The sequence below is a fragment of the Rhizobium rosettiformans genome (genome assembly GCF_016806065.1).
Lineage (GTDB): Bacteria > Pseudomonadota > Alphaproteobacteria > Rhizobiales > Rhizobiaceae > Allorhizobium.
Window position 1 is genome coordinate 612,481 of sequence record NZ_CP032405.1, and the last position, 20,519, is coordinate 632,999.

Genomic DNA, 20,519 nt, shown 5'->3' on the forward strand with positions numbered 1-20,519 from the left:
AGTCTTCAGAACATTTTTTCTTAGATACCGAGGATAGGCTCGGGAATGGCTCAGCGATCACGTTCGGGCAGGAATGGCCCCTCACCCCAGACGATCGATCTCTCGTGACGCTCGATCACCTTCTTCAGGTCGGTGAATTCCCGGACAATATGATCCTGAAACTTGCGACAGGCCGGGTTCGGATAGGTCTTGCGCTTGGTAATGATGCCCAGCGTGCGCTCCGGCTGCGGGATATCGACGGGCACGATGGAGATCTTGTTCTCACCCTTGAAGGAAAAGACCACCGAATGCGGCAGGATCGCCAGCGCGTCGGTCGAGGCGATGTAGTTGACGACGGACAGAAGCGATCCACCGGAATAGCGGACCTGTAGCTCGCTGATCCCGAGCGTGATCAGAATGTTGTGCAGATCCAGCACCAAGGGAGAGCCCGGCAGCGGCGCCACCCAGGGATAGGTCATGATATCTTCGATGCTGAGCCGCCGCTTCCTCAGCAGCGGGTGCCCTACCGCACAGGTCAGCACATTGCGCCCCGGCAGGATAGACTGGAACTCGAAATCGCTCTTCAGGTCCGCGCTTCCGATCGGCGTGATCGCCATATCGATCTGACTGGAATCGAGCTCGGTCAGCAGATCCGGCAGGTTGCCGTAGGACTGCTCGACGAGAATATCGCGTTCGCGAAGCTGGAAGGTCGCGATCATCTGCGAGATGACGGCATCCATGAAGAAGGGAACCCCACCCACCTTGATCCGGCCTGCCGTGCCTGACTGAAAGCTTCTGACGATCTCGACCGCCTTGCGCGATGCGGCCAGGATGGAACGGCCCTGGATGGCCAGTTGCTGGCCGAGCGGCGTGAGTTGCAGCGGCCGCTTGCCGGGCGTGAAGAGTGGCTCGCCCACCCTGCGCTCCAGCATGGACAAGGTTCGCGAGACGGCCGGCTGGGTCATGCCAAGCATGGCAGCGCCTTCCGTGACACCACCGGTTTCGGCGACGGCAGCAAGCTGGACGAGGTGGCGCTCATCGATCTTCATAGCAATCTGCTATATCGGTCATAAGCAATTTTATCAACAGACGGCCTTGCGCCCTCTATAGTCCGACAATTGGAGCAGATCCGCTCCGACACGAAGAGAACGGGTGCGGCATGGTCAGCCGCTGGAGGGCCCGTGTGTCGGGATCGGCGCGATCCGTGCATTTGCATTTCTGGAGGAGAAGAAGCATGTCGTTCATCTCGGGTTATCATCACCTCACGCTGAGCACCGACGGTGCGCAAGAGGACTACGATTTCTATACGAAGACATTGGGCCTGCATTCCATCAAGCGCACAGTGCTCTTCGATGGCACGATCCCGGTCTACCATCTCTACTACGGCGCCAAGAGCGGCGATCCCTCGACCATCGTCACCACCTTCCCCTTCAAGAAGCCCGGCATCTATGGCAAGCGCGGCACCAACCAGTCGAAGATCATCCAGTTGGCGATTCCCGTCGGCTCAGCCGATTTCTGGGTCGACAGGCTGAACGAGCGCGGGATCCCCGCCACCAAGATCAGCCGCTTCGGCATCACCCGCGTCGCACTCGCCCATCCCTGCGGCATCGACCACGAACTGGTTGAAAGCCCGGCCGACACCCGCCCGCCGATCACCAACGAAGCCCAGGGCATTGGTGAGGCACACGGCATCCGCGGCATTTATGGCGCCGCGATCGCTGTCTTCGACCGCACCTCGATGGACGACTTCCTGACGATTGGCATGGGCATGAAGAAGGAAGCAGACAGCGACGAGGGCCTGATGTTCTCCGTCCCAAACAACGGTGGACCGTCGAGCATGGTCGAGGTGCTGCACCAGCCGAGCGGACCTCAGGGCACCTGGACCCTGTCGGGTGGCACCATCCATCACCTTGCCCTCAACACTGTCAACGAAGAGAACCAGCTGAAACTCAAGGCGCATATCGAAGGCCTCGGCTTCACTGACGTCTCCGACCAGAAGGACCGCAACTACTTCAAGTCCTGCTACGTCCGCTCGCCGGGCGGCGCGCTCTTCGAGATCGCGTGGTCGGTAGAAGGTGGATGGGCGCTGGATGAGCCAGCCGATGCGATTGGCTCGACATTGGTCTTCCCGCCCTGGTTCGAGGATCGCCGCGAGGAACTGATCGCCGGCCTCGAACCCGCAAACTTCTGATCCGGAGGCGATCATGGCCATTCATGGCGAACCGCTGTCCGCAGGTGTCGCACCGGCGGAAGCCGATGTTCTTTGCGTGTTCATCCACGGGCGAACCCAATCGCCCGAGGACATGATCGAGCAGGTTGTCGGCCGGCTAGTCGTTCCGGGCGTCGCCTATTGCCTTCCACGAGCAACCGGCAACTCCTGGTATGCAGCGCGCGCCACGGACGCACTGACGGACCCGACACGCAAAGAATTGACGGCATCACTCGACTATATCAGCGGGCTGGCGGGGGCCCTGCGACAGGCGGGCGGCGCGGAAAAGCCCCTCCTCATCGGTGGCTTCAGCCAAGGCGCCTGTCTGTCGCTTGAATATGCGATGGCCTTCGGGCCGTGGAACGGCGCGATGGTCAATCTCACCGGCTGCCGGGTCGGCCAGCCCCTTGACGATCGTCCGACCCGCGATCTTGACGGCATGCCGGTCTATCTCACCGGCTCAGATCAGGATCCCTGGATCCCGGTCTCGGCTTTTGCGGAAGCCTCCGAAGCGCTTGGGAGGGCGCGGGCGAGACTTCGCTGCGAACTATTTCCGGGGCGGACACACCAGGCCTCTGACATGGAGGTGAAAGCGCTCGAAGCCATGCTTCGGGATCTTGCGGAGGGAAGCAGACCATTTCGCCGCGTCGCGGCCTAGTTTCAAACAAACAACTGGGAGGAGGACAGCATGATTACGCGCAGAAAACTGCTGAAGGCGGGTGCCGCGACCGGTCTCGCCTATGGGCTTGGCGGCCTTGCCGCACCCGCGATCGCTCAGGGAGCCAAGATCAAGCTCGGCTATGTGAGCCCGCAGACGGGACCGCTGGCAAGCTTCGGCGAGAGCGACGCCTATAACATCGCCTCTTTCCTCGCGACCGAGGCAGGCAAGAACTTCGAGATCATCGTCAAGGACAGCCAGTCCAACCCGAACCGGGCAGCGGATGTGGCGAAGGAACTCATCCTCTCCGACGAAATCAATCTGATGCTGGTCGCCTCGACCCCTGAGAACACCAATCCGGTGGCGACAACCTGCGAGGCCGAGGGCATACCCTGTATTTCCACCAAGGCGCCCTGGCAGCCCTGGTTCATCGGCCAGCAGGGCAATCCAGGTGATCCTGAGAGCTGGAAGCCGTTCGACTTCGCTTACCATTACTTCTGGGGCCTGGAAGACGTCATCGCCGTCTTCACCAACATGTGGAGCCAGCTTGATACCAACAAGAAGGTTGGCGGCCTCTTCCCCAATGATGCAGACGGCAATGCCTGGGGCGATCCGAATGTCGGCCTGAAGCCGGGCCTCGCCCAGGCGGGCTTCGAGTTGCTGGACCCGGGCCGCTACCAGAACCTGACCGACGACTTCACCGCCCAGGTCAATGCATTCAAGGACGGCCAGTGCGCCATCATCACCGGCGTTGTCATCCCGCCTGACTTCACCACCTTCTGGAACCAGGCCAAGCAACAGGGCTTCAATCCGAAGGCCGTTACCGTCGCCAAGGCGATCCTCTTCCCGCAATCGGTCGAGACGCTGGGGGCCGCAGGCCACAACCTCTCCTCGGAGGTCTGGTGGTCGGCGCAGCATCCGTTCAAGTCGTCCGTGACGGGCCAGAGTGCGGGCGAACTCGCCGCCGACTTCACCGCCAAGACCGGCCGTCCCTGGACACAGCCGATCGGTTTCATCCACTCGCTGTTCGAGATGGCAACCAATGTCATGGGTCGCGTCGACGACGTGACGGATGCCGAAGCCGTGGCAGCGGCAATCGCCTCCTCCAAGGTCGACACCATCGTCGGTCGCGTCGAGTGGAACGGCAAGGGTGTGCCGCCCTTTGCGGCGAAGAACGTCACAAAAACGCCGCTGGTCAGCGGTCAGTGGCGGCGCAAGGACGATGGCACCTTCGACCTCGTCATCGTCGACAACAAGACGGCACCGAACATTCCGACCGCCGGCAATATGGAAGCGCTGGCCTGAGTACGCCACCTTGGCGGGCCCGCTCGAGCGGGCCCGTCAGCTTCCCCAGACGACCGCCTCTTCATGACGCTTGATCAGGTGGCGCAGGTTTTCGAAGCTCGACCGCACGAAGGATGAAAACTGCTCGACCGCCGGAGACCGCGGCGCATCGACCCGCCTGAGGATGGCCAGCGCACGCTCCGGATGCGGAATATTGATCGGCAGCGCCGTGATCGTCTTTTCCTTGCGCTGTGCAAAGACCACGCTATGCGGCATCACGGTCAGCGCATCGGCACCCTTCAGATAGTTTACGACACTCGCCAGCGACCCGCCGGAATAGCGGATGCGGATTTCCGTCGCCCCGAAGGAGAGGAGCAGTGCTCTGAGGTCGGCTAAAAGCGGACTGCCCGGCGGCGGCGCCACCCAGGAATAGTCGAGAAGATGGGACGGCTGCACGCGGCGCTTCAACAGAAGCGGATGGGTTACGCGGCATGCAATGACATTGCGACCGGGTAGGATCTGCTGGAAGGCAAGTCCCGAGCCCTCGTCGAGAATGTCGATCGGGCAGATCGCCAGATCGATCTGGTCGGCCTTCAGAGCAGCACGCAAATCCGGGAAGTAGCCATAGGACTGGTCGATCCGCACATCCGGATGCGTCGCCTGGAATTCGGCGCACATTCCGGCGATCAACGAGTCCATGAAGAAGGGACTGCCGCCGACCCGGACGACCCCGCTTTTGCCGACCCGGAAGCTTTCCATCAGGTCTGAGGCCTTGCGCGAGGCAGCCAGCATGGCAAGACCATGTTCGGCGAGCGCAATCCCGAGTGGCGTCGGCTGCATTGGGCGCCTACCCTTGATGAAGAGCGGCTCGCCAATTCTCTTTTCCAGCATCGACAAAGTGCGCGACACAGCCGGCTGCGCCAGCCCCAGCAGGGCTGCGCCTTCGGTGACACCGCCGGTTTTGACCACGGCAGCCAGCTGGATGAGGTGTCGCTCGTCGAACTTCATAACGGATTGTTATATTGGCTCCCAAACAAATCATCAATCTTGCATGCGAGCCCTGCTAGTTTCCTTTCGACCAGCAATGCGGATTTGGGAGGAGATGCATGTCGCGGGCCGCAGACCTCATCACCTTCAATGAAGCGACCTCTGCCGAGGCTTTCACGAGCCGCTTCGGCACGACCGATGACGCAACCGCGCGCCTGCTCTCTGCCGTGGTCTGCCATGTCCACGATCTCGTCAAGGAGTTCCGCCCGACACCAGAGCAATGGCGCAAGGTTCTCGACTTCCTGACCGAAGTGGGCCATGCCTCGGACGAACGCCGCCAGGAATGGGTTCTGTTCTCCGATCTCGTCGGCGCCTCTGCACTTGTCGAAGAGATCAATTCACGCCGCCCGCCCGGCGCAACGCCCAACACCATCCGCGGGCCGTTCTTCCGGACCGACACCCCCGAGCGGGCGCTTGGCAGTTCCATCTCGCTCGACGGTGCAGGCGAACCGCTGCTGGTCGAGGGCCGGGTCGAGGATCTCGACGGCCTGCCGATCACGACGGCCGAAATCATCACATGGCAGGCGAACGCAGAAGGCTACTACGAAAACCAGCAGCCGGATCTTCAGCCGGAATTCAATCTGCGGGGTCTGTTTCGCCCTGACCAGGACGGCAAATTCCACTACCGTACGGTCCGGCCGGCCGGCTACGGCGTCCCCGGTGACGGGCCCGTGGGGCGGCTGTTTGCTCAGGCAGGCTATCCGCTGCACCGTCCCGCGCATCTGCATTTCGTCGTGCGCGCGCCCGGGTTCAAGACGATCACCACACATATCTACGACGCAGAGGATCCGAGGCTCGGTGAAGACGCACTGTTCGGCGTTCGGCCAGAGCTGGTGCATCCCTTCGAGCAGACTGTGATCGACGGCAAGCCTGCGTCGCGCGTCCACGTCAAATTCGTCATGGTCCGCGCGCGTCCCGGGAGAAACAAATGAAGAGCTTTACCTATGCCGGCAACCCGGCCCGCATTCTCTTCGGTTCCGGCCGCATCGCAGACGTCCGTAGCGCCGTTGAGACCCTGGGCTGCACCCGCGCGCTGGTGTTGTCGACGCCGCATCAGACGGCGGATGCCCAAGCCTTGTCGGACCGCCTGGGTGCCCTGTCCGTCGGCGTCTTCCCCGGTGCCGTCATGCACACGCCCGTCGATGTGACAGAGAAAGCGCTGGAGGTCGTGAAAGATAAGGCAGCCGACTGTGTCGTCTCGCTTGGCGGCGGCTCCACCACCGGTCTCGGCAAGGCAATCGCCTATCGTACCGATCTGCCGCAGGTCGTCATTCCCACGACTTATGCCGGCTCCGAAGTCACCCCGATCCTCGGGCAAACCGAAGGCGGTCGAAAGACAACAGTGCGGAATGCGAGCATCCTGCCGGAAGTGGTCATCTACGATCCGGACCTCACCCTTCGCCTGCCGGTCGGCATGAGCGTCACGAGTGGCCTGAATGCCATGGCTCACGCAGTCGAGGGACTTTATGCGCAAGATCGCAACCCGGTTTCGACGCTGATGGCACTCGATGGATTGCGCGCTTTCAGGGATAGCCTTCCGGTTCTTGTGAAGAGCCCTGATGACCCAGATGCGCGGGCGGAAGCGCTTTACGGCGCCTGGCTTTGCGGCACTGTGCTCGGCACAGTCGGCATGGCGCTGCACCACAAGATCTGCCACACGCTGGGCGGCTCTTTCGATACCCCGCATGCCGAAACCCATGCGGTCATGCTGCCGCACACGGCCGCATTCAACGCCGAGGCTGCCAAGGAAGAACTCGCGGCAGCCGCCGAACTCTTCGGCGGCTCCATAGGCGGCGGTCTCTGGGACTTTGCCAAGTCGATCGGCGCGCCGTTGTCGCTCAAGGATTTCGGGATTGTCGAAGCCGATCTGGATCGCGCGGCCGATATCGCCACCGAAAACCCCTACTGGAACCCGCGTCCGATCGACCGGGTGTCGATCCGCACACTTCTGCAACAGGCCTGGGAGGGCGTCAGGCCCGACTGACCGAGACGACATCCCGCGCTTGGCGCACTCTTTGGGAGGAGAGACGATGATGGGAGGAAACATGTTCACAAGACGCAAATTCCTGCAGACGACCGCAGCCGGCGGCGCCGTACTGGCAACATCGGGCCTTGCGGCACCTGCGATTGCGCAGTCAGCAGCCGTGAAGCTCGGCTATGTCAGCCCGCAGACGGGCCCGCTTGCCGCCTTCGGTGAAGCCGACAAGTTCGTCATCGACAGCTTCCTCGCCACGACGAAGAAGATGGGCCTGAACTACGAAGTTATCGTCAAAGACAGCCAGTCCAATCCGAACCGCGCCGCCGAAGTTGCCAAGGAACTGATCGTCGCCGACGAAATCAACCTGATGCTCGTCTCCTCGACGCCGGAAACCACCAATCCGGTGTCCACCACCTGCGAAGTAGAACAAATCCCCTGCCTGTCGACGGTCGCGCCCTGGCAGCCCTGGTTCATCGGACAGCAGGGCAATCCCGGCGATCCAGCCAGCTGGCAGCCGTTCAACTACGCCTACCACTTCTTCTGGGGGCTTGAGGACATTATCGCCGTCTTCACCGGCATGTGGAGCCAGATCGAGACCAACAAGAAAGTGGCCGGTCTCTTCCCGAACGACGGCGACGGCAATGCCTGGGGCGACAAGGTCGTCGGCTTCCCGCCGGTGCTTGAAAAGCTCGGCTATGGCCTGACCGACACTGGTCGCTATCAGAACCTGACGGATGATTTCTCCGCCCAGATCAACGCGTTCAAGCAGGCCGAGACCGAGATCCTCACCGGCGTGATGATCCCGCCTGACCTCACCACCTTCTGGAACCAGGCCAAGCAGCAGGGCCTCAAACCAAAGATCGCCTCGATCGGCAAGGCGCTGCTCTTCCCGCAGACCGTAGAAGCCCTGGGAGATGCCGGCCATAACCTCTCGACCGAAGTCTGGTGGACGCCATCCCACCCCTTCAAGTCGTCGCTGACAGGCGAGACCGCGGCCGATGTGGCAACCGCCTTCACCACGGCAACCGGCCGCCCGTGGACACAGCCGATCGGCTTTGCCCATGCGCTCTTCGAACTGGCCGTCGACGTCATGAAGCGGGCGGAAGACGTGACGGATGGCGATGCCGTGGCCAAGGCCATCGGCGAAACCAAGCTCGACACGCTGGTCGGCCCCATCGCCTGGAACAACGCCAACCTGCCGCCCTTCGCCCAGAAGAATGTCGCCAAGACCCCGCTCGTCGGTGGCCAGTGGCGCCTGAAATCCGGCGGCGGTTACGATCTGGTGGTCGTCGAAAACGGCCAGGCACCGAACATTCCTCTCGGCGGCAAGATGGAAGCGCTCAGCTGAACGCTGTGAACCCATGGCAGCGGCGTCCCGATCATCGGGCCGCCGCCAGCTTGACTGAGGAGTGTCCATGCCAATCCTGGAACTGAATGGTGTCTCGAAAGCCTTTGGGGCCCTCGTGGTCGCCGAAGACATCGCTTTTTCCGTGGAAGCAGGCGAAGCGCTCGGTGTCATCGGACCGAACGGCGCCGGCAAGTCGACGCTGTTCAACCTGATCACCGGCAACCTATCCGTCGCCAAAGGGACTGTTCATTTCGATGGTCGCGACGTGACGAATGTCCCGCCCATGCAGCGCTGCTTTGCCGGCATGGGCCGCACTTTCCAGATCCCGCAGCCTTTCGAGCGGCTGACGGTCTATGAGAACCTGCTCGTTGCCGGCGCCTTCGGCAGTGAAAGCAGCGAGGCCGAGGTCGCCGAGTTCTGTGCCGAGATCCTGGTCGAGACCGGCCTGATCACCAAGGCGAACCGACCGGCCGGCAGCCTCACTTTGCTCGAGCGCAAACGGTTGGAACTCGCCCGTGCATTGGCCACGAAGCCGAAGCTGTTGCTGCTCGACGAGATCGCCGGTGGCCTGACCGAAGGCGAGTGCCGGCAATTGGTCGCGACGATCAAGCGCGTCCACCAGCGCGGCATGACAATCATCTGGATCGAGCACGTCCTGCACGCCTTGAACGCGGTTGCCGAGAAGATCCTGGTCCTCAACTTCGGGCGCATGATCGGCCATGGCGATCCGCAGACCATTATGAATTCGCGCGAAGTGCGCGAAATCTATCTGGGCATGGAGGTCTGACAGATGAGCCTTATCGAAACGAAGAACCTCACCGCCTTCTACGGCGACTTCCAGGCCCTGTTCGGCGTCGATCTCGTCCTCAATCCCCGCGAGACGATTGCGGTCATCGGTGCAAATGGTGCCGGCAAATCGACACTGATGCGCTCGATAGCAGGCGTGCTGCGCAACGAACCCACAGCCATCCTGCATCGGGGCGAGCCGATCGGCGCGCTCGCCGCACCCGATGTCATGGCCCGCGGCATCGCGCTGGTGCCGGAAGGGCGGCGGCTTTTTCCCTCGCTCACGGTGGAGGAGAACCTTCTCGTTGGTCGCCACGGTCGCAAGGTGAACGGTCCCTGGTCACTCGAAACCGTCTACGAACTCTTCCCGATCCTGAAAGAACGGCGCCGAAATCCCTCGACGGCTCTCTCCGGCGGGCAGCAGCAGATGGTCGCGATTGGCAGGGCGCTGATGTCCAATCCGGAAGTGCTGCTCTGCGACGAGCTCAGCCTCGGCCTCGCCCCTGTCGTCATCAAGGATATCTACGCCGCCTTCCCGCGCATCCGCGAAACGGGTGCGGCCATCGTCATCGTCGAGCAGGACATCGCCCAGGCGCTCAAGGTCGCGGACCGAGTATATTGCATGATGGAAGGTCGGGTCACCCTTGAAGGGCGACCCGCAGACCTCAACCGCGCCGATATCCACGCGGCCTATTTCGGAGCGGAACCCCATGAACTGGCTTGATACCATCCTCCAGGGCATCCTGCTCGGCGGCCTCTATGCCCTCTTCGCGGCAGGCCTGTCGCTCGTCTTTGGCATCATGCGGTTGGTCAATCTCGCCCATGGCGACCTGATCGTTTTTGCGGCCTTTTTGATCCTGCTGCTCGTCTCGACGCTTGGGCTCAACCCCTTCCTCGCGGCACTGATCGCCGGCCCACTGATGTTCGGGGTGGGTTATCTTCTGCAATATCACCTGCTGAACCGGACGCTCGGCAAGGACATCCTGCCGCCGCTGCTCGTCACCTTCGGGCTGTCGATCGTCATCCAGAACGGCCTTCTCGAAACCTTCACCGCCGACAGCCAGCGCATCCCCGCAGGTGCGCTGGAGCAGGCTTCGATCTCGCTCGGCGGCATCAATGCCGGCGTGATGCCGCTCATGACCTTCGCCTCAGCCATCCTCGTGATCGTCGGCCTGAACCAGCTGATCTACAAGACTGCGCTCGGCCGCGCCTTCCGCGCAACCTCCGACGATGTGGTGACGGCAGGCCTGATGGGCATCCGTCCGAACCAGATCTTCGCTATCGCAACCGGCCTTGCCATGGTGATCGTCACCATCGCCGCACTTTATCTCGGCACCCGCGCCAATTTCGATCCCACCGCCGGACCAGCCCGCCTGATCTACGCCTTCGAAGCCGTCATCATCGGTGGCTTAGGCTCGCTCTGGGGCACACTCGCCGGCGGCATCATTCTGGGCGCCGCACAAACGCTCGGAGCCGCCATCAACCCGGAATGGCAGATCCTCTCTGGCCATATCGCCTTCCTGCTGGTCCTGCTGTTCCGCCCGCGGGGTCTCTTCCCGCGCGCTGTCGATTGAGGTGACAATGAACGCCAACAGAGAAACCCTGTCTGATGTCATGCGCCCAACGCCATCCTGGCGGGTTGAGACGCGCACCCGGCTTTCCTCGCTGTTCTCGCTTGCAGCCATCTTCTTCGTGTTGCTCCTTGCAGCAGCCCCCTTTGTCGTCTCGCGCGGCGCGGTGCAGGACCTGTTCTTCATCATGACCATGCTGGCGCTCGCCCAGAGCTGGAACCTGCTGGCGGGCTATGCGGGTCTGATCTCCGTCGGCCAACAGCTTTTCGTCGGCTGCGGCGCCTATGCCCTCTTCGGCTTCGTCATCCTTCTGGGCGTTGATCCGATTTTGGCCATCCCGCTCGCCGGCCTCTTCGCGGTCCTCGTCTCCATACCGACGGCCTTCTTCGCCTTCCGCCTCTACGGTCCCTATTTCGCCATCGGCACCTGGGTCATTGCCGAGGTCGGACGCCTGCTATTCGCTCAATGGAAAGCGCTCGGCGGTGGCACGGGCACATCACTTCCGCGCGACGCGACGCGCGAAATGTTCGGCGTGGCCTTCCTGGAAGACATGTTCGGCATGCGGACCGCAGCGGCCGCCGACGCCATAGCCTTCTGGCTGGCGCTGATCGTGCTCGTGCTGACCATCTGGTTCGTCTACCGCCTGCTGCGCTCCAAGCAGGGCTTAGGCCTTGCCGCCGTGCGCGACAATGAGACGGCCGCCCGGGCACTCGGAGTGGACGCCCAGAAGTTGAAGCTCGTGATCTACCTCTCCACCGCCTTCATCACCGGCGTCGTCGGCGCACTCATATACTTGCAGAAGGCACGTATCTCACCCGACGCCGCCTTCTCGCTCACCGACTGGACGGCTTATGTAATCTTCATCGTCGTGATCGGCGGCATAGGCACAATCGAGGGCCCGATCCTCGGCGTGATCATCTTCTTCCTGATGCAGAATGCGCTGTCGAGCTACGGGTCCTGGTACCTGCTGCTGCTCGGCGCCCTCGCCATCGTCACCATGCTTTTTGCGCCGCGCGGGATCTGGGGCCTGATCACCGACCGCACCGGCATCGAACTCTTTCCGGTCCGCCGCACCTTGAGGGCCGGATCGCTTGAACAAACGACAAAGGGAGGGCCACATGGCTGACATCACCACCGACGTTCTGATCATCGGCACCGGACCAGCCGGCTCGGCAACGGCCGCCTTTCTGGCAAGCTACGGCCTCGAGCCGATGGTCATCAACCGCTACCGCTGGCTCGCCAACACGCCCCGCGCCCATATCACCAACCAGCGCACAATGGAGGTTCTGCGCGATCTCGGCCGCGACGTCGAGGACGAGGCCTATATGTTCGCGACAGAACAGGACCTGATGGGCCAGAACGTATTCTGCACGGCGGTTGCAGGCGAAGAAATCGGCCGCATGCAGAGCTGGGGCAACCATCCGCTGTCGCGCGCCGAACATCTCCTCTCCTCGCCCGGGCGGATGAACGACCTGCCGCAGACCTATATGGAGCCGCTGCTCTTCAAGACCGCCTGTTCGCGCGGTGCGCAGGCGCGCATGTCGACGGAATATGTGAGCCACGAGCAGGATACCGACGGTGTCACGACAACCTGCCTGGACCGCCTGACCGGCAAGCAATTCACGGTGCGGTCGAAATTCCTGGTCGGCGCCGATGGCGGCAACTCCAGGGTTGCCGAACATGCCGGCCTCTCCTTCGAAGGCAAGATGGGCGTCGCAGGCTCGATGAACATCCTCTTCGAGTGCGATCTCTCGCGCTACGTCGCCCATCGCCCCTCGGTGCTCTACTGGGTGCTGCAGCCGGGCGCCGATGTCGGCGGCATCGGCATGGGCCTCGTCCGCATGGTCCGCCCGTGGAACGAGTGGCTGATCGTCTGGGGTTACGACATCAACCAGCCGGCACCCGCCGTCGATGATGCCTTCGCCACGAAGGTCGTGCGCGATCTCGTCGGTGTGCAGGACCTGCAGCCGAAGATCAAGTCGGTCTCCACCTGGACCGTCAACAACATGTATGCAACCACGATGTCGAACGGCCGCGTCTTCTGCATGGGCGACGCCACCCACCGCCATCCGCCGTCGAACGGCCTGGGATCCAACACCTCGATCCAGGATGCCTTCAACCTTGCCTGGAAGCTCGCCGCCGTCATCCGCGGCCAGGCCGGCATGGGCCTGCTCGACAGCTACCAGGCCGAACGGGCCCCGGTCGCCAAGCAGATCGTCACGCGCGCCAACAAGTCGATCGAGGAATTCGGTCCGATCTTCAAGGCGCTCGGCATGCTCGATTCCGTCGACCCCGTGAAGATGCAGGAGAACATGGACGCCCGCTGCGACAACACATCAGATGCGGAAAAGCAGCGCGAGGCGATCCGTCAGGCGATTGCCAACAAGGTCTACGAATTCGACGCCCATGGTGTCGAGATGAACCAGCGCTACAAGTCCGGCGCCGTGGTCACCGATGGCCAGCCGGAACCGGCATTCGAGAAGGACGCGGAGTTGCATTATCAGCCGACCACCTGGCCCGGCGCCCGCCTGCCGCATGTCTGGCTCTTTGGTCCCGAAGGCGAGAAGGTCTCAAGCCTTGATCTGACCGGCCACGGCGTCTTCACCGTTCTGACCGGCATCGGCGGCGATGGCTGGGTCGCTGCCGCAAAGTCTCTATCTAGGGAATTCGGCCTGCCGATCACGGTCCACAAGATCGGCCCTCGCCAGACCTGGCAGGACTTCTCCGGCGACTGGGCCCGTGCCCGCGAGATCCGCGATTCCGGTGCACTCCTGGTGCGCCCGGACCATCACGTCGCCTGGCGCGCGGAAGCCGCCGTCAAGGATCCCGAAGGCGAGCTGCGGCGTGTGCTGACATCCATTCTGAACCGGTGAGGAGCGATCATGGACGCGCATGAAAAGGGCTATTTCACTGAGGAGACCTCCGTCGAGGTTGTGACCGGCAGAAACGCCAACGCCAGGGACGAGCGGCTGAAGCAGGTGATGGAGGTGATCACCCGCAAGCTGCATGAGGCGGTCAAGGAACTGGAGCCGACCCAGGACGAATGGATGGAGGCGATCCTCTTCCTGACCCGCACCGGCCAGATGTGTAACGAATGGCGGCAGGAGTTCATCCTGCTGTCCGACGTGCTGGGCGTCTCGATGCTGGTCGATGCGGTCAACAACCGCAAACCCTCGGGTGCCTCGGAAAGCACGGTGCTTGGCCCCTTCCACGTGGCCGATGCGCCCGAAATGCCGATGGGCGCCAATATCTGCCTGGATTCCAAGGGCGAGGATATGGTCATCGAAGGCCGCATCCTCGACACCGAGGGCAAGCCGATCGAGGGTGCCGTGATCGATGTCTGGCAAGCCAATGACGAGGGCTTTTACGACGTCCAGCAGAAGGGCATCCAGCCCGACTTCAACCTGCGCGGCGTCTTCCGCACAGGGACGGACGGACACTACTGGTTCCGCGCGGTAAAGCCGAAATTCTATCCGATCCCCGACGACGGCCCGGTCGGCCAGTTGCTCGGCAAGCTCGGCCGTCATCCCTACCGTCCGGCCCATCTGCACTACATCATCAAGGCCGAGGGCTACGAGACGCTCGTGACCCACATCTTCGATCCAGATGATCAATACATCCATTCGGACGCCGTCTTCGGCGTCAAGGAAAGCTTGCTGGCGAAATTCGACCGCCGAAAAGATCCGCAGCGTGCCGCCGAATACGGTTTCAGCGAAGAATTCTGGGAAGTGAAGCACGACTTCGTGCTGGTGCGAAAGGACCAAGTGTGACTGCGGATCAATTGAGCCCTTGACCAGCAGCTGAGGTCCGGAACTCATCTTCTTTTCCTCCCCGCTGACGGGCGCGCCCATATCGGATGCGCCCGTCAGCTTCTTTGTGCGCCAGCTTCCGCGCTACTGGCGAAACAGATCCTGCTCCACGCCCGCCTTCTCGAACAGATAGTTGCGGCTCGCCTCCAGCTCCCGCCGCAGCTTTGCGATATCGTGACCGATCAGGCTTCCCTGCCACTTCTTGACCTGTCCCGCGCAAAGCACCGTCGAGACATTGCTGCGTTCCATCAGCGTGACGACGGCACCCGGCACGTGGTTCAAGGGTGCTACATTGAGCGCGGTTGCATCGAGCAGAATGATATCAGCATCCTTGCCAGGCGTGAGACTTCCGGTCTTGTGCTCCAGCTTCAGACCCCGCGCACCCTCGATGGTTGCGAACCGGATCACATCCATGGCCGAGAGCAGCTTGGGATAGTCTTCGCCGCGCAGCGCCTTCTCATTGGCAATCATCCGCTGGAGGGTGATCGTCGAGCGCATCTGCGTGAACATGTCTGCGGTCATCGTGCATTCGACGTCGGTGGAAAGCGATGGCTGCAGACCGAGGTCGAGGGCTTTCTGAAGCGGCGGCTCTCCATGACGCATCTGCATCTCGATCGGCACGGAGAGCGAGATATGCGCGCCGGCATCCGCCGCCCGCTGCCAGGCCATGTCGCTCATTCCTGTCATATGGATGAAGATATTGTCCGGGCCGAACTTGCCGGCCATGGCTAGGCCGTCGAAGGTCGGCTGCATGCCGAAGGTTCCGACAACATGCAGGGCGATCGGCAGACCGAGCTCGCGGCCCGTCGCCCACGCCTCTTCATGGAAAGGCAGGTAGATCTCCCCGCCCATCACCATTGTCAGCAATTGATCATCGCTGGAGAAATGTTCGGCCCTGATCCGCCGCGCATCGCCCGGATACTTGGCAAGATCGCCCCAGCCTTCGAAATAGCCGAAGACTGCGCGACGACCCGCATCCCTCAGGGCAGCAATGGCCGAATCCGAATGCTCCGGCGAGTGATGGATCTGGCTCACATCCATCACGGTCGTCACGCCGGCATCGATCTGCGCGATACTGCCGAAGAGTTCGGAGATGTAGACATCCTCCGGGCGATAGAGGACCGAGAACTTCTGCAGCATCCACTCATAATAATTGGCGGTGCTTTCCGGACGCCCGTCATTCACCAGAATGGCATCGGACAAGAGGCTGCGCAGAGCGGTCTCGAACTGATGATGATGGGTGTCGATGAAACCCGGCATAACGATCATACCACTGGCATCGATCACCGCCGCATCAGCAGAGTCCAGGTGGGGGCCGACGGCGCGGATCTTCGCCCCCTCGATCAACACATCACCGATAGTGTAATTGCCGACGGTCGGATCCATGGACAGGACGGCGCCGCCCTTGATCAAGGTCTTGCGACCGGGCTGGCCCAGTCCAGCCGGCAACGGCTGCGTCGCGCTGGAGCGACCAAGCTGCGGAAGGGATCCTCCGCCGACATCTGCAGGGGATCTCAGTCTCACATCACAGAATTTACACATGCCCACCTCCCATTTTTCGCAATACGAAATTTAATTCGCACCCTAAACCGGGCGCGCAAAGCCTGCGCAGGCCCTTCGGCTCCCTTATCCGTTCAGTGCTGCCGATAGCGCTGGTGTTCGGGCCGCAGCCGCGCTGATCCGGCCAGCAGCAACCCGAAGATCACCCAGCCGATCCGTCACCATCTGCTCCGGACTGACAAGCCCCGAATAGCCGGAGGAATTGACCGCTGCCGTGACCCTGCCCTCTGCATTGCGGATCGGCACCGCGAGAGCCGTAATCCCGTAGTCGAGCTGATCGATCGTCGTCGCATAGCCGCGCTCCCCGGCTTCGGCGATCAGCGCACTCAGGGCATTCTTGTCAGTGACGGTTCGTGAAGTCAGCGCCTTCGGCTCCACCCTCGCGAAGTAACGCTCGAGCTCGGACTTCGGAAGACCGGCCAACAAAACGCGCCCCAGCGACGTCGCATGGGCGGGGTAACGCGCTCCGACCACGGCCGTCGCCCTTCTCGCGCGCTGGGTGGAATGGTGTGCGATATAGATGACGTCGTGCCCATCGAGCATGGCGACGGAGGCGGCATCACCATGGGTTTCGACGATCTGCCTAAGTTCCGGCAACAGGATCTCATCAATGCGGGCGGCAAAATAGAAGCCGGAGCCGAGTGTCATAACCTTGGGCTTCAGGAAAAAGCGCTTGCCAGCGGAGCCGACGTAACCGAGCGCCGAAAGCGTGATCAGACTGCGGCGGGCAGCAGCGGGTGACAGACCGACGCGCCGCGCGATCTCGCTCAGTGTCATGTCGGGATGCGCGGCATCGAAACATTCGATGACGGCGATCCCCTTTGCCAGCGCTTCAACGAACTCCGCCGATCGCTTCGGATCCTCAACCATGTCCACCCTGTCCAGCAAAGTTCAGCCCTCGGGTGCAAGCACGAAGTCGAACCTGCACTTGGCGTCCGGACGCTTCTCGAGGGCAAACGGGAATTCCTCGGATTTCTTGACAGGTTCCAGTTTGGCGATCAACGATTTTCGCACTCCGAAAACCGCGTCATTGTCGATGTATTCCGTGTTCTCGAAGAACAGTTCCGTCGTGATCGCCCGCATTTTTTCGGCGCGGACGATGAAGTGCAGATGCGCGGCCCGCCAGGCATGGCGGTTGCCGGCACGAAGCAGACGTCCGACCGGACCGTCATAGGGAACGGTGTAGGGCTTTGGCAGCACCGTGGTGTAGTAGTAGCGGCCTTCGCCATCAGCGGTGATCTTGCCACGCAAGTCGTATTTGTCCTGCCCATGCTCCTGGATCGGATAGGTGCCGCTGCCATCAGCCTGCCAAGTGTCGACAATCGCGCCCGGAAGCGGATTGCCAAGAGAGTCACGCACGATACCGTGCACCAGCAGCGTCGTGCCGTCACGCCCCCGGGCGAGATCGCCGCCCAATTCGAGCTCCGGTGCATCATCAAGGTAGAAAGGACCGAGATTGGAGCCTTCGGTCGCCCCGCCGCGGGTGTTGATCATGTCGACCAGCGCGGACAGGCCGACAACGTCGGACAGCAGAATGAACTCGTGCCGTTCCGGGGTGGAGATCTTCCCGCAATCATAGAGGAACATCAGCATGCCCATCCATTCTTCATGGGTCATGTTCACTTCACGCGTATAGTCGTGGAGGTGGTCAATGAACGTCTCAAGCAGGAACTTGAAACGACTGCCCTCCTCAGTCTGGAAACTTTCCTTCACCGCCTCGGTAATCGTGAACTGATTGATCTGAGCCATCGACATCCTCCACTCGACTACCCGTCTCCCGCCGGGTTGACGCAAAGCTAGAACAGGTTCTATTATTCGACAAGTGAATTTATTTTCGCCATGCGAAAAGGAACTGTGAATGAGAATTGGCAAGCAGGACCACGCTTTCACCGCGATCGCCACATCGGATGCAACATCCATCACGGTCAGAGGCCATGATCTGTGTGACGACCTGATCGGCAAGATCGATTTCACCGATTACTTCTGGCTGCTGGTCTGCGGCAAACGGCCGGACAAGCGACAGACCACGGCCCTCAACGCCTGCCTGGTCGCAATTGCCGAACATGGACTGGTTCCGTCCGTACAGGCGGCCCGCATGACGCTTGCAGCAGCCCCCGAGGCCTGGCAGGGCGCCATGGCCGCCGGTCTTCTCGGCATGGGCACCGTCGTTGCCGGCTCCTCGGAGGTGGCGGGACGATATCTGGCAGAAGTGGTCGCCGCTGGCGGAAACGAGGCGGCGGTACGCGACTCGCTTGACGTTTTCCTAAAAGAGCGTCGGAAAGTTCCGGGGCTTGGCCACCCCCAGCACGCAGGCGGAGATCCCCGCGCGGACCGTCTGCTGGCCGTGGCCGACGAACTGCAGATTTCCGGGCAGCACATCGCCACCTTAAGACTGCTGGGCAACCTCGCGCCCGGCATCATGAACCGCCCCTTGCCGATCAATGTCTCAGGCGCCATCCCCGCCGTCATGCTCGATGCCGGATGGCCGCTCGCAGCCCTGAAGGCCATCCCTCTCATTGCCCGAGCCGCAGGCCTTGCCGCCCATCTCTATGAGGAAAGCGAACGGCCGATAGGCTTCATCCTGTCCCACAATGCGGATCTCGCGATTTCCTATGACGGAGAGACATCCGAATGAAACCGCTTCAGTCCATTCGGGTCATCGAGATGGGGACCTACATCACGGGTCCAGCCGCAGCGATGCAACTGGCCGACCTCGGTGCCGACGTCATCAAGGTCGAGCGCCCCGGAGAGGGCGATCCATTCCGCGCCTTCAAGGGCGGGCTCTACTCGCCCCATTTTCAGACCTACAATCGCAACAAGCGCTCCATTGCCCTCGACACACGAAACCCCGAGGATCTCGCTGTCTTTCAGGCCCTGATCGCTTCGGCAGACGTCTTCATCCAGAACTTCCGGCCGGGGGTCGCCGAAAAGCTCGGCGCGGGCGAAACCGAACTGAGAGCACTCAATCCGCGGCTCGTCTACTGCGCGATTTCAGGCTTCGGCACCTCGGGGCCGGCACGGGACAGACCGGCTTATGACACTGTGGCACAGGCGGCCAGCGGCTTTCTGCGCCTCGTGACACCACCCGACCGTCCCCGCGTCATCGGCCCGGCTCTGGCCGATGCGGTGACGGGACACTATGCGGCAACCGGCATCCTCGCAGCCCTGATCGAGCGCGGAAAGACAGGCAAGGGCCACAGGCTAGATATCTCGATGCTGGAGGCCATGAGCCACTTCAATCTCGACAGTTTTACCCATTACTACAGCGCCGGAGAGGTCATGGGACCTTTGTCGCGACCGGTGGTCAGCCAATCCTACACCTTCGAATGCGCCGACCGGAAATGGATCGCATTCCACCTCTCCTCGCCACAGAAGTTCTGGGAAGGTCTGCTCGATGCGACCCAGCAGCGCCATCTGGCAGATGATCCCCGCTTCCGCGAGCGCCTGGATCGCATCCGGCATCAGGATGAGCTGATCGACATTCTCGCTCCGGTGTTTCGAAGCAAGCCGCGAGACGAATGGTGCGGTTTGCTGGAAGCGAACGAAGTGCCCTATGCACCGGCCTACGATAGCGACGAGGCGCTCGAAGACCCACAGGCACGGCATCTGCAAATTGCGGTCACCGTTCCGAATGCCGAGATGGGAGACTTCACGACCGTCCGGCCGCCTTACAGCTTTGATGGGGAGCCCGAATTTGCCGTCTCGCCCCCACCGCGACTGGATGAGCATGGCGCAGAGATCAGAGCCGAGGTGATGAAGGTTTCGCGCCAGGCTCGGTGAGACTGTCCGAGCCCTGAGACGGGGACGAAGCTCAAGGAGGGCCCGATCGAGCGGTCAGTCTTCGCTGCCCTGCAGCGGTATGATCTGGACACTCCCGTGACGCACCGATCGCTCTGCAGTGATGTGGTCGGAAAAATGCTGCACCTCGTTCATCGAACCCTTCAGGATGCCGACTTCGAGGCAATTCTCGGTATCGAGATGCACATGCAGGCTTGCGATCGTCAGGTCGTGATGATGGTGGAAGCTGTTCGTCAGCCGCCGGGCCAAGTCGCGGGCGGCATGATCGTAGACATAGCTCAACACGCCGATACAGGGTTCGTCACCCTTCGCATTTCGGGTGGCTTCCTTCAGACCTGCTCTCACGAGATCGCGGATCGCCTCTGACCGGTTCTGATCGCCGCGAGTCTCAATCAGCGAATCAAGCTCCTGCATCAGCTCGTCATCAAGGGTGATTGTCACACGCTGCATATCAAACTCCGATCGTATGATGTTTTGATATAGACATCATAC

20 protein-coding genes are annotated in these 20,519 nt (G+C 61.9%); 14 read left to right on the plus strand and 6 right to left on the minus strand.

The window, feature by feature from the left end; translation table 11 throughout:
• Window positions 1-50: 50 nt before the first annotated feature.
• Window positions 51-1,028 (minus strand): LysR family transcriptional regulator, encoded by a 978-nt coding sequence (locus tag D4A92_RS03030; protein WP_203018022.1) that lies wholly within the window; start codon window positions 1,026-1,028, stop codon window positions 51-53.
• 185 nt (window positions 1,029-1,213) lie between these two features.
• On the opposite strand from D4A92_RS03030, the gene D4A92_RS03035 reads away from it, so the two are divergent.
• From D4A92_RS03035 to D4A92_RS03045, 3 genes are read left to right on the plus strand one after another with little or no spacing between them, the layout of a single operon-like run.
• Window positions 1,214-2,170 (plus strand): VOC family protein, encoded by a 957-nt coding sequence (locus tag D4A92_RS03035; RefSeq protein WP_203018023.1) that lies wholly within the window; start codon window positions 1,214-1,216, stop codon window positions 2,168-2,170.
• Between the two features lie 13 nt (window positions 2,171-2,183).
• Window positions 2,184-2,846, plus strand: coding sequence for an alpha/beta hydrolase (locus D4A92_RS03040; RefSeq protein ID WP_203018025.1), 663 nt, complete (start codon window positions 2,184-2,186; stop codon window positions 2,844-2,846).
• Window positions 2,847-2,876: 30 nt separating this feature from the next.
• Window positions 2,877-4,151 carry an ABC transporter substrate-binding protein gene (locus tag D4A92_RS03045; RefSeq protein WP_203018027.1) on the plus strand — a complete coding sequence of 425 codons (1,275 nt, stop codon included), beginning with the start codon at window positions 2,877-2,879 and terminating at the stop codon, window positions 4,149-4,151.
• A 36-nt stretch (window positions 4,152-4,187) separates the two neighbouring features.
• On the opposite strand, the gene D4A92_RS03050 is transcribed toward D4A92_RS03045, so the two are convergent.
• Window positions 4,188-5,138 (minus strand): LysR family transcriptional regulator, encoded by a 951-nt coding sequence (locus tag D4A92_RS03050; RefSeq protein ID WP_203018028.1) that lies wholly within the window; start codon window positions 5,136-5,138, stop codon window positions 4,188-4,190.
• A 98-nt stretch (window positions 5,139-5,236) separates the two neighbouring features.
• Between D4A92_RS03050 and D4A92_RS03055 the strand changes: the two genes are divergently transcribed.
• The 9 genes from D4A92_RS03055 to D4A92_RS03095 all read left to right on the plus strand — a co-directional run bounded on the left by D4A92_RS03055 (window position 5,237) and on the right by D4A92_RS03095 (window position 14,630).
• The gene (locus tag D4A92_RS03055) at window positions 5,237-6,109 is read left to right on the plus strand and encodes a dioxygenase (protein WP_203018029.1); all 873 of its coding nucleotides are present in this window, start codon (window positions 5,237-5,239) and stop codon (window positions 6,107-6,109) included.
• Window positions 6,106-7,161, plus strand: coding sequence for a maleylacetate reductase (locus D4A92_RS03060; protein ID WP_203018030.1), 1,056 nt, complete (start codon window positions 6,106-6,108; stop codon window positions 7,159-7,161). The genes D4A92_RS03055 and D4A92_RS03060 overlap by 4 nt, the downstream gene beginning before the upstream one ends.
• Before the next feature lie 61 nt (window positions 7,162-7,222).
• Window positions 7,223-8,503: an ABC transporter substrate-binding protein gene (locus D4A92_RS03065; RefSeq protein ID WP_203018031.1), complete on the plus strand. Its 1,281-nt coding sequence runs from the start codon at window positions 7,223-7,225 to the stop codon at window positions 8,501-8,503.
• 67 nt (window positions 8,504-8,570) lie between these two features.
• A complete protein-coding gene (locus tag D4A92_RS03070; RefSeq protein WP_203018032.1) occupies window positions 8,571-9,290 on the plus strand; it encodes an ABC transporter ATP-binding protein in 720 nt (239 codons plus the stop codon).
• 3 nt (window positions 9,291-9,293) lie between these two features.
• Window positions 9,294-10,013 carry an ABC transporter ATP-binding protein gene (locus D4A92_RS03075; RefSeq protein WP_203018033.1) on the plus strand — a complete coding sequence of 240 codons (720 nt, stop codon included), beginning with the start codon at window positions 9,294-9,296 and terminating at the stop codon, window positions 10,011-10,013.
• Window positions 10,000-10,863 (plus strand): branched-chain amino acid ABC transporter permease, encoded by an 864-nt coding sequence (locus D4A92_RS03080; RefSeq protein ID WP_203018035.1) that lies wholly within the window; start codon window positions 10,000-10,002, stop codon window positions 10,861-10,863. Before D4A92_RS03075 ends, D4A92_RS03080 begins: the two co-directional genes overlap by 14 nt.
• 7 nt (window positions 10,864-10,870) lie before the next feature.
• Window positions 10,871-11,986, plus strand: a complete 1,116-nt coding sequence (locus D4A92_RS03085; protein ID WP_203018037.1) for a branched-chain amino acid ABC transporter permease — start codon at window positions 10,871-10,873, stop codon at window positions 11,984-11,986.
• A complete protein-coding gene (locus tag D4A92_RS03090; RefSeq protein WP_203018039.1) occupies window positions 11,979-13,733 on the plus strand; it encodes an FAD-dependent oxidoreductase in 1,755 nt (584 codons plus the stop codon). Before D4A92_RS03085 ends, D4A92_RS03090 begins: the two co-directional genes overlap by 8 nt.
• A gap of 9 nt (window positions 13,734-13,742) precedes the next feature.
• A complete protein-coding gene (locus D4A92_RS03095; protein WP_203018041.1) occupies window positions 13,743-14,630 on the plus strand; it encodes an intradiol ring-cleavage dioxygenase in 888 nt (295 codons plus the stop codon).
• A gap of 123 nt (window positions 14,631-14,753) precedes the next feature.
• Here the strand turns inward: D4A92_RS03095 and D4A92_RS03100 are convergent, their stop codons facing one another.
• The 3 genes from D4A92_RS03100 to D4A92_RS03110 form a co-directional block, all read right to left on the minus strand.
• Window positions 14,754-16,118 (minus strand): amidohydrolase family protein, encoded by a 1,365-nt coding sequence (locus tag D4A92_RS03100; protein ID WP_246754020.1) that lies wholly within the window; start codon window positions 16,116-16,118, stop codon window positions 14,754-14,756.
• 177 nt (window positions 16,119-16,295) lie between these two features.
• Window positions 16,296-17,099 carry an IclR family transcriptional regulator domain-containing protein gene (locus D4A92_RS03105; RefSeq protein ID WP_203018044.1) on the minus strand — a complete coding sequence of 268 codons (804 nt, stop codon included), beginning with the start codon at window positions 17,097-17,099 and terminating at the stop codon, window positions 16,296-16,298.
• A gap of 21 nt (window positions 17,100-17,120) precedes the next feature.
• The gene (locus tag D4A92_RS03110) at window positions 17,121-17,978 is read right to left on the minus strand and encodes a dioxygenase (protein WP_203018045.1); all 858 of its coding nucleotides are present in this window, start codon (window positions 17,976-17,978) and stop codon (window positions 17,121-17,123) included.
• Between the two features lie 109 nt (window positions 17,979-18,087).
• Here D4A92_RS03110 and D4A92_RS03115 point away from each other — a divergent pair, with 109 nt between their 5' ends.
• Window positions 18,088-18,864 carry a citryl-CoA lyase gene (locus D4A92_RS03115; RefSeq protein WP_203018046.1) on the plus strand — a complete coding sequence of 259 codons (777 nt, stop codon included), beginning with the start codon at window positions 18,088-18,090 and terminating at the stop codon, window positions 18,862-18,864.
• On the plus strand, window positions 18,861-20,009 hold the full coding sequence (locus tag D4A92_RS03120) for a CaiB/BaiF CoA transferase family protein (protein ID WP_203018047.1): 1,149 nt from the start codon (window positions 18,861-18,863) through the stop codon (window positions 20,007-20,009). The genes D4A92_RS03115 and D4A92_RS03120 overlap by 4 nt, the downstream gene beginning before the upstream one ends.
• A gap of 54 nt (window positions 20,010-20,063) precedes the next feature.
• On the opposite strand, the gene nikR is transcribed toward D4A92_RS03120, so the two are convergent.
• Window positions 20,064-20,477, minus strand: a complete 414-nt coding sequence (gene nikR / locus D4A92_RS03125; RefSeq protein ID WP_203018048.1) for a nickel-responsive transcriptional regulator NikR — start codon at window positions 20,475-20,477, stop codon at window positions 20,064-20,066.
• Window positions 20,478-20,519 lie beyond the last annotated feature (42 nt).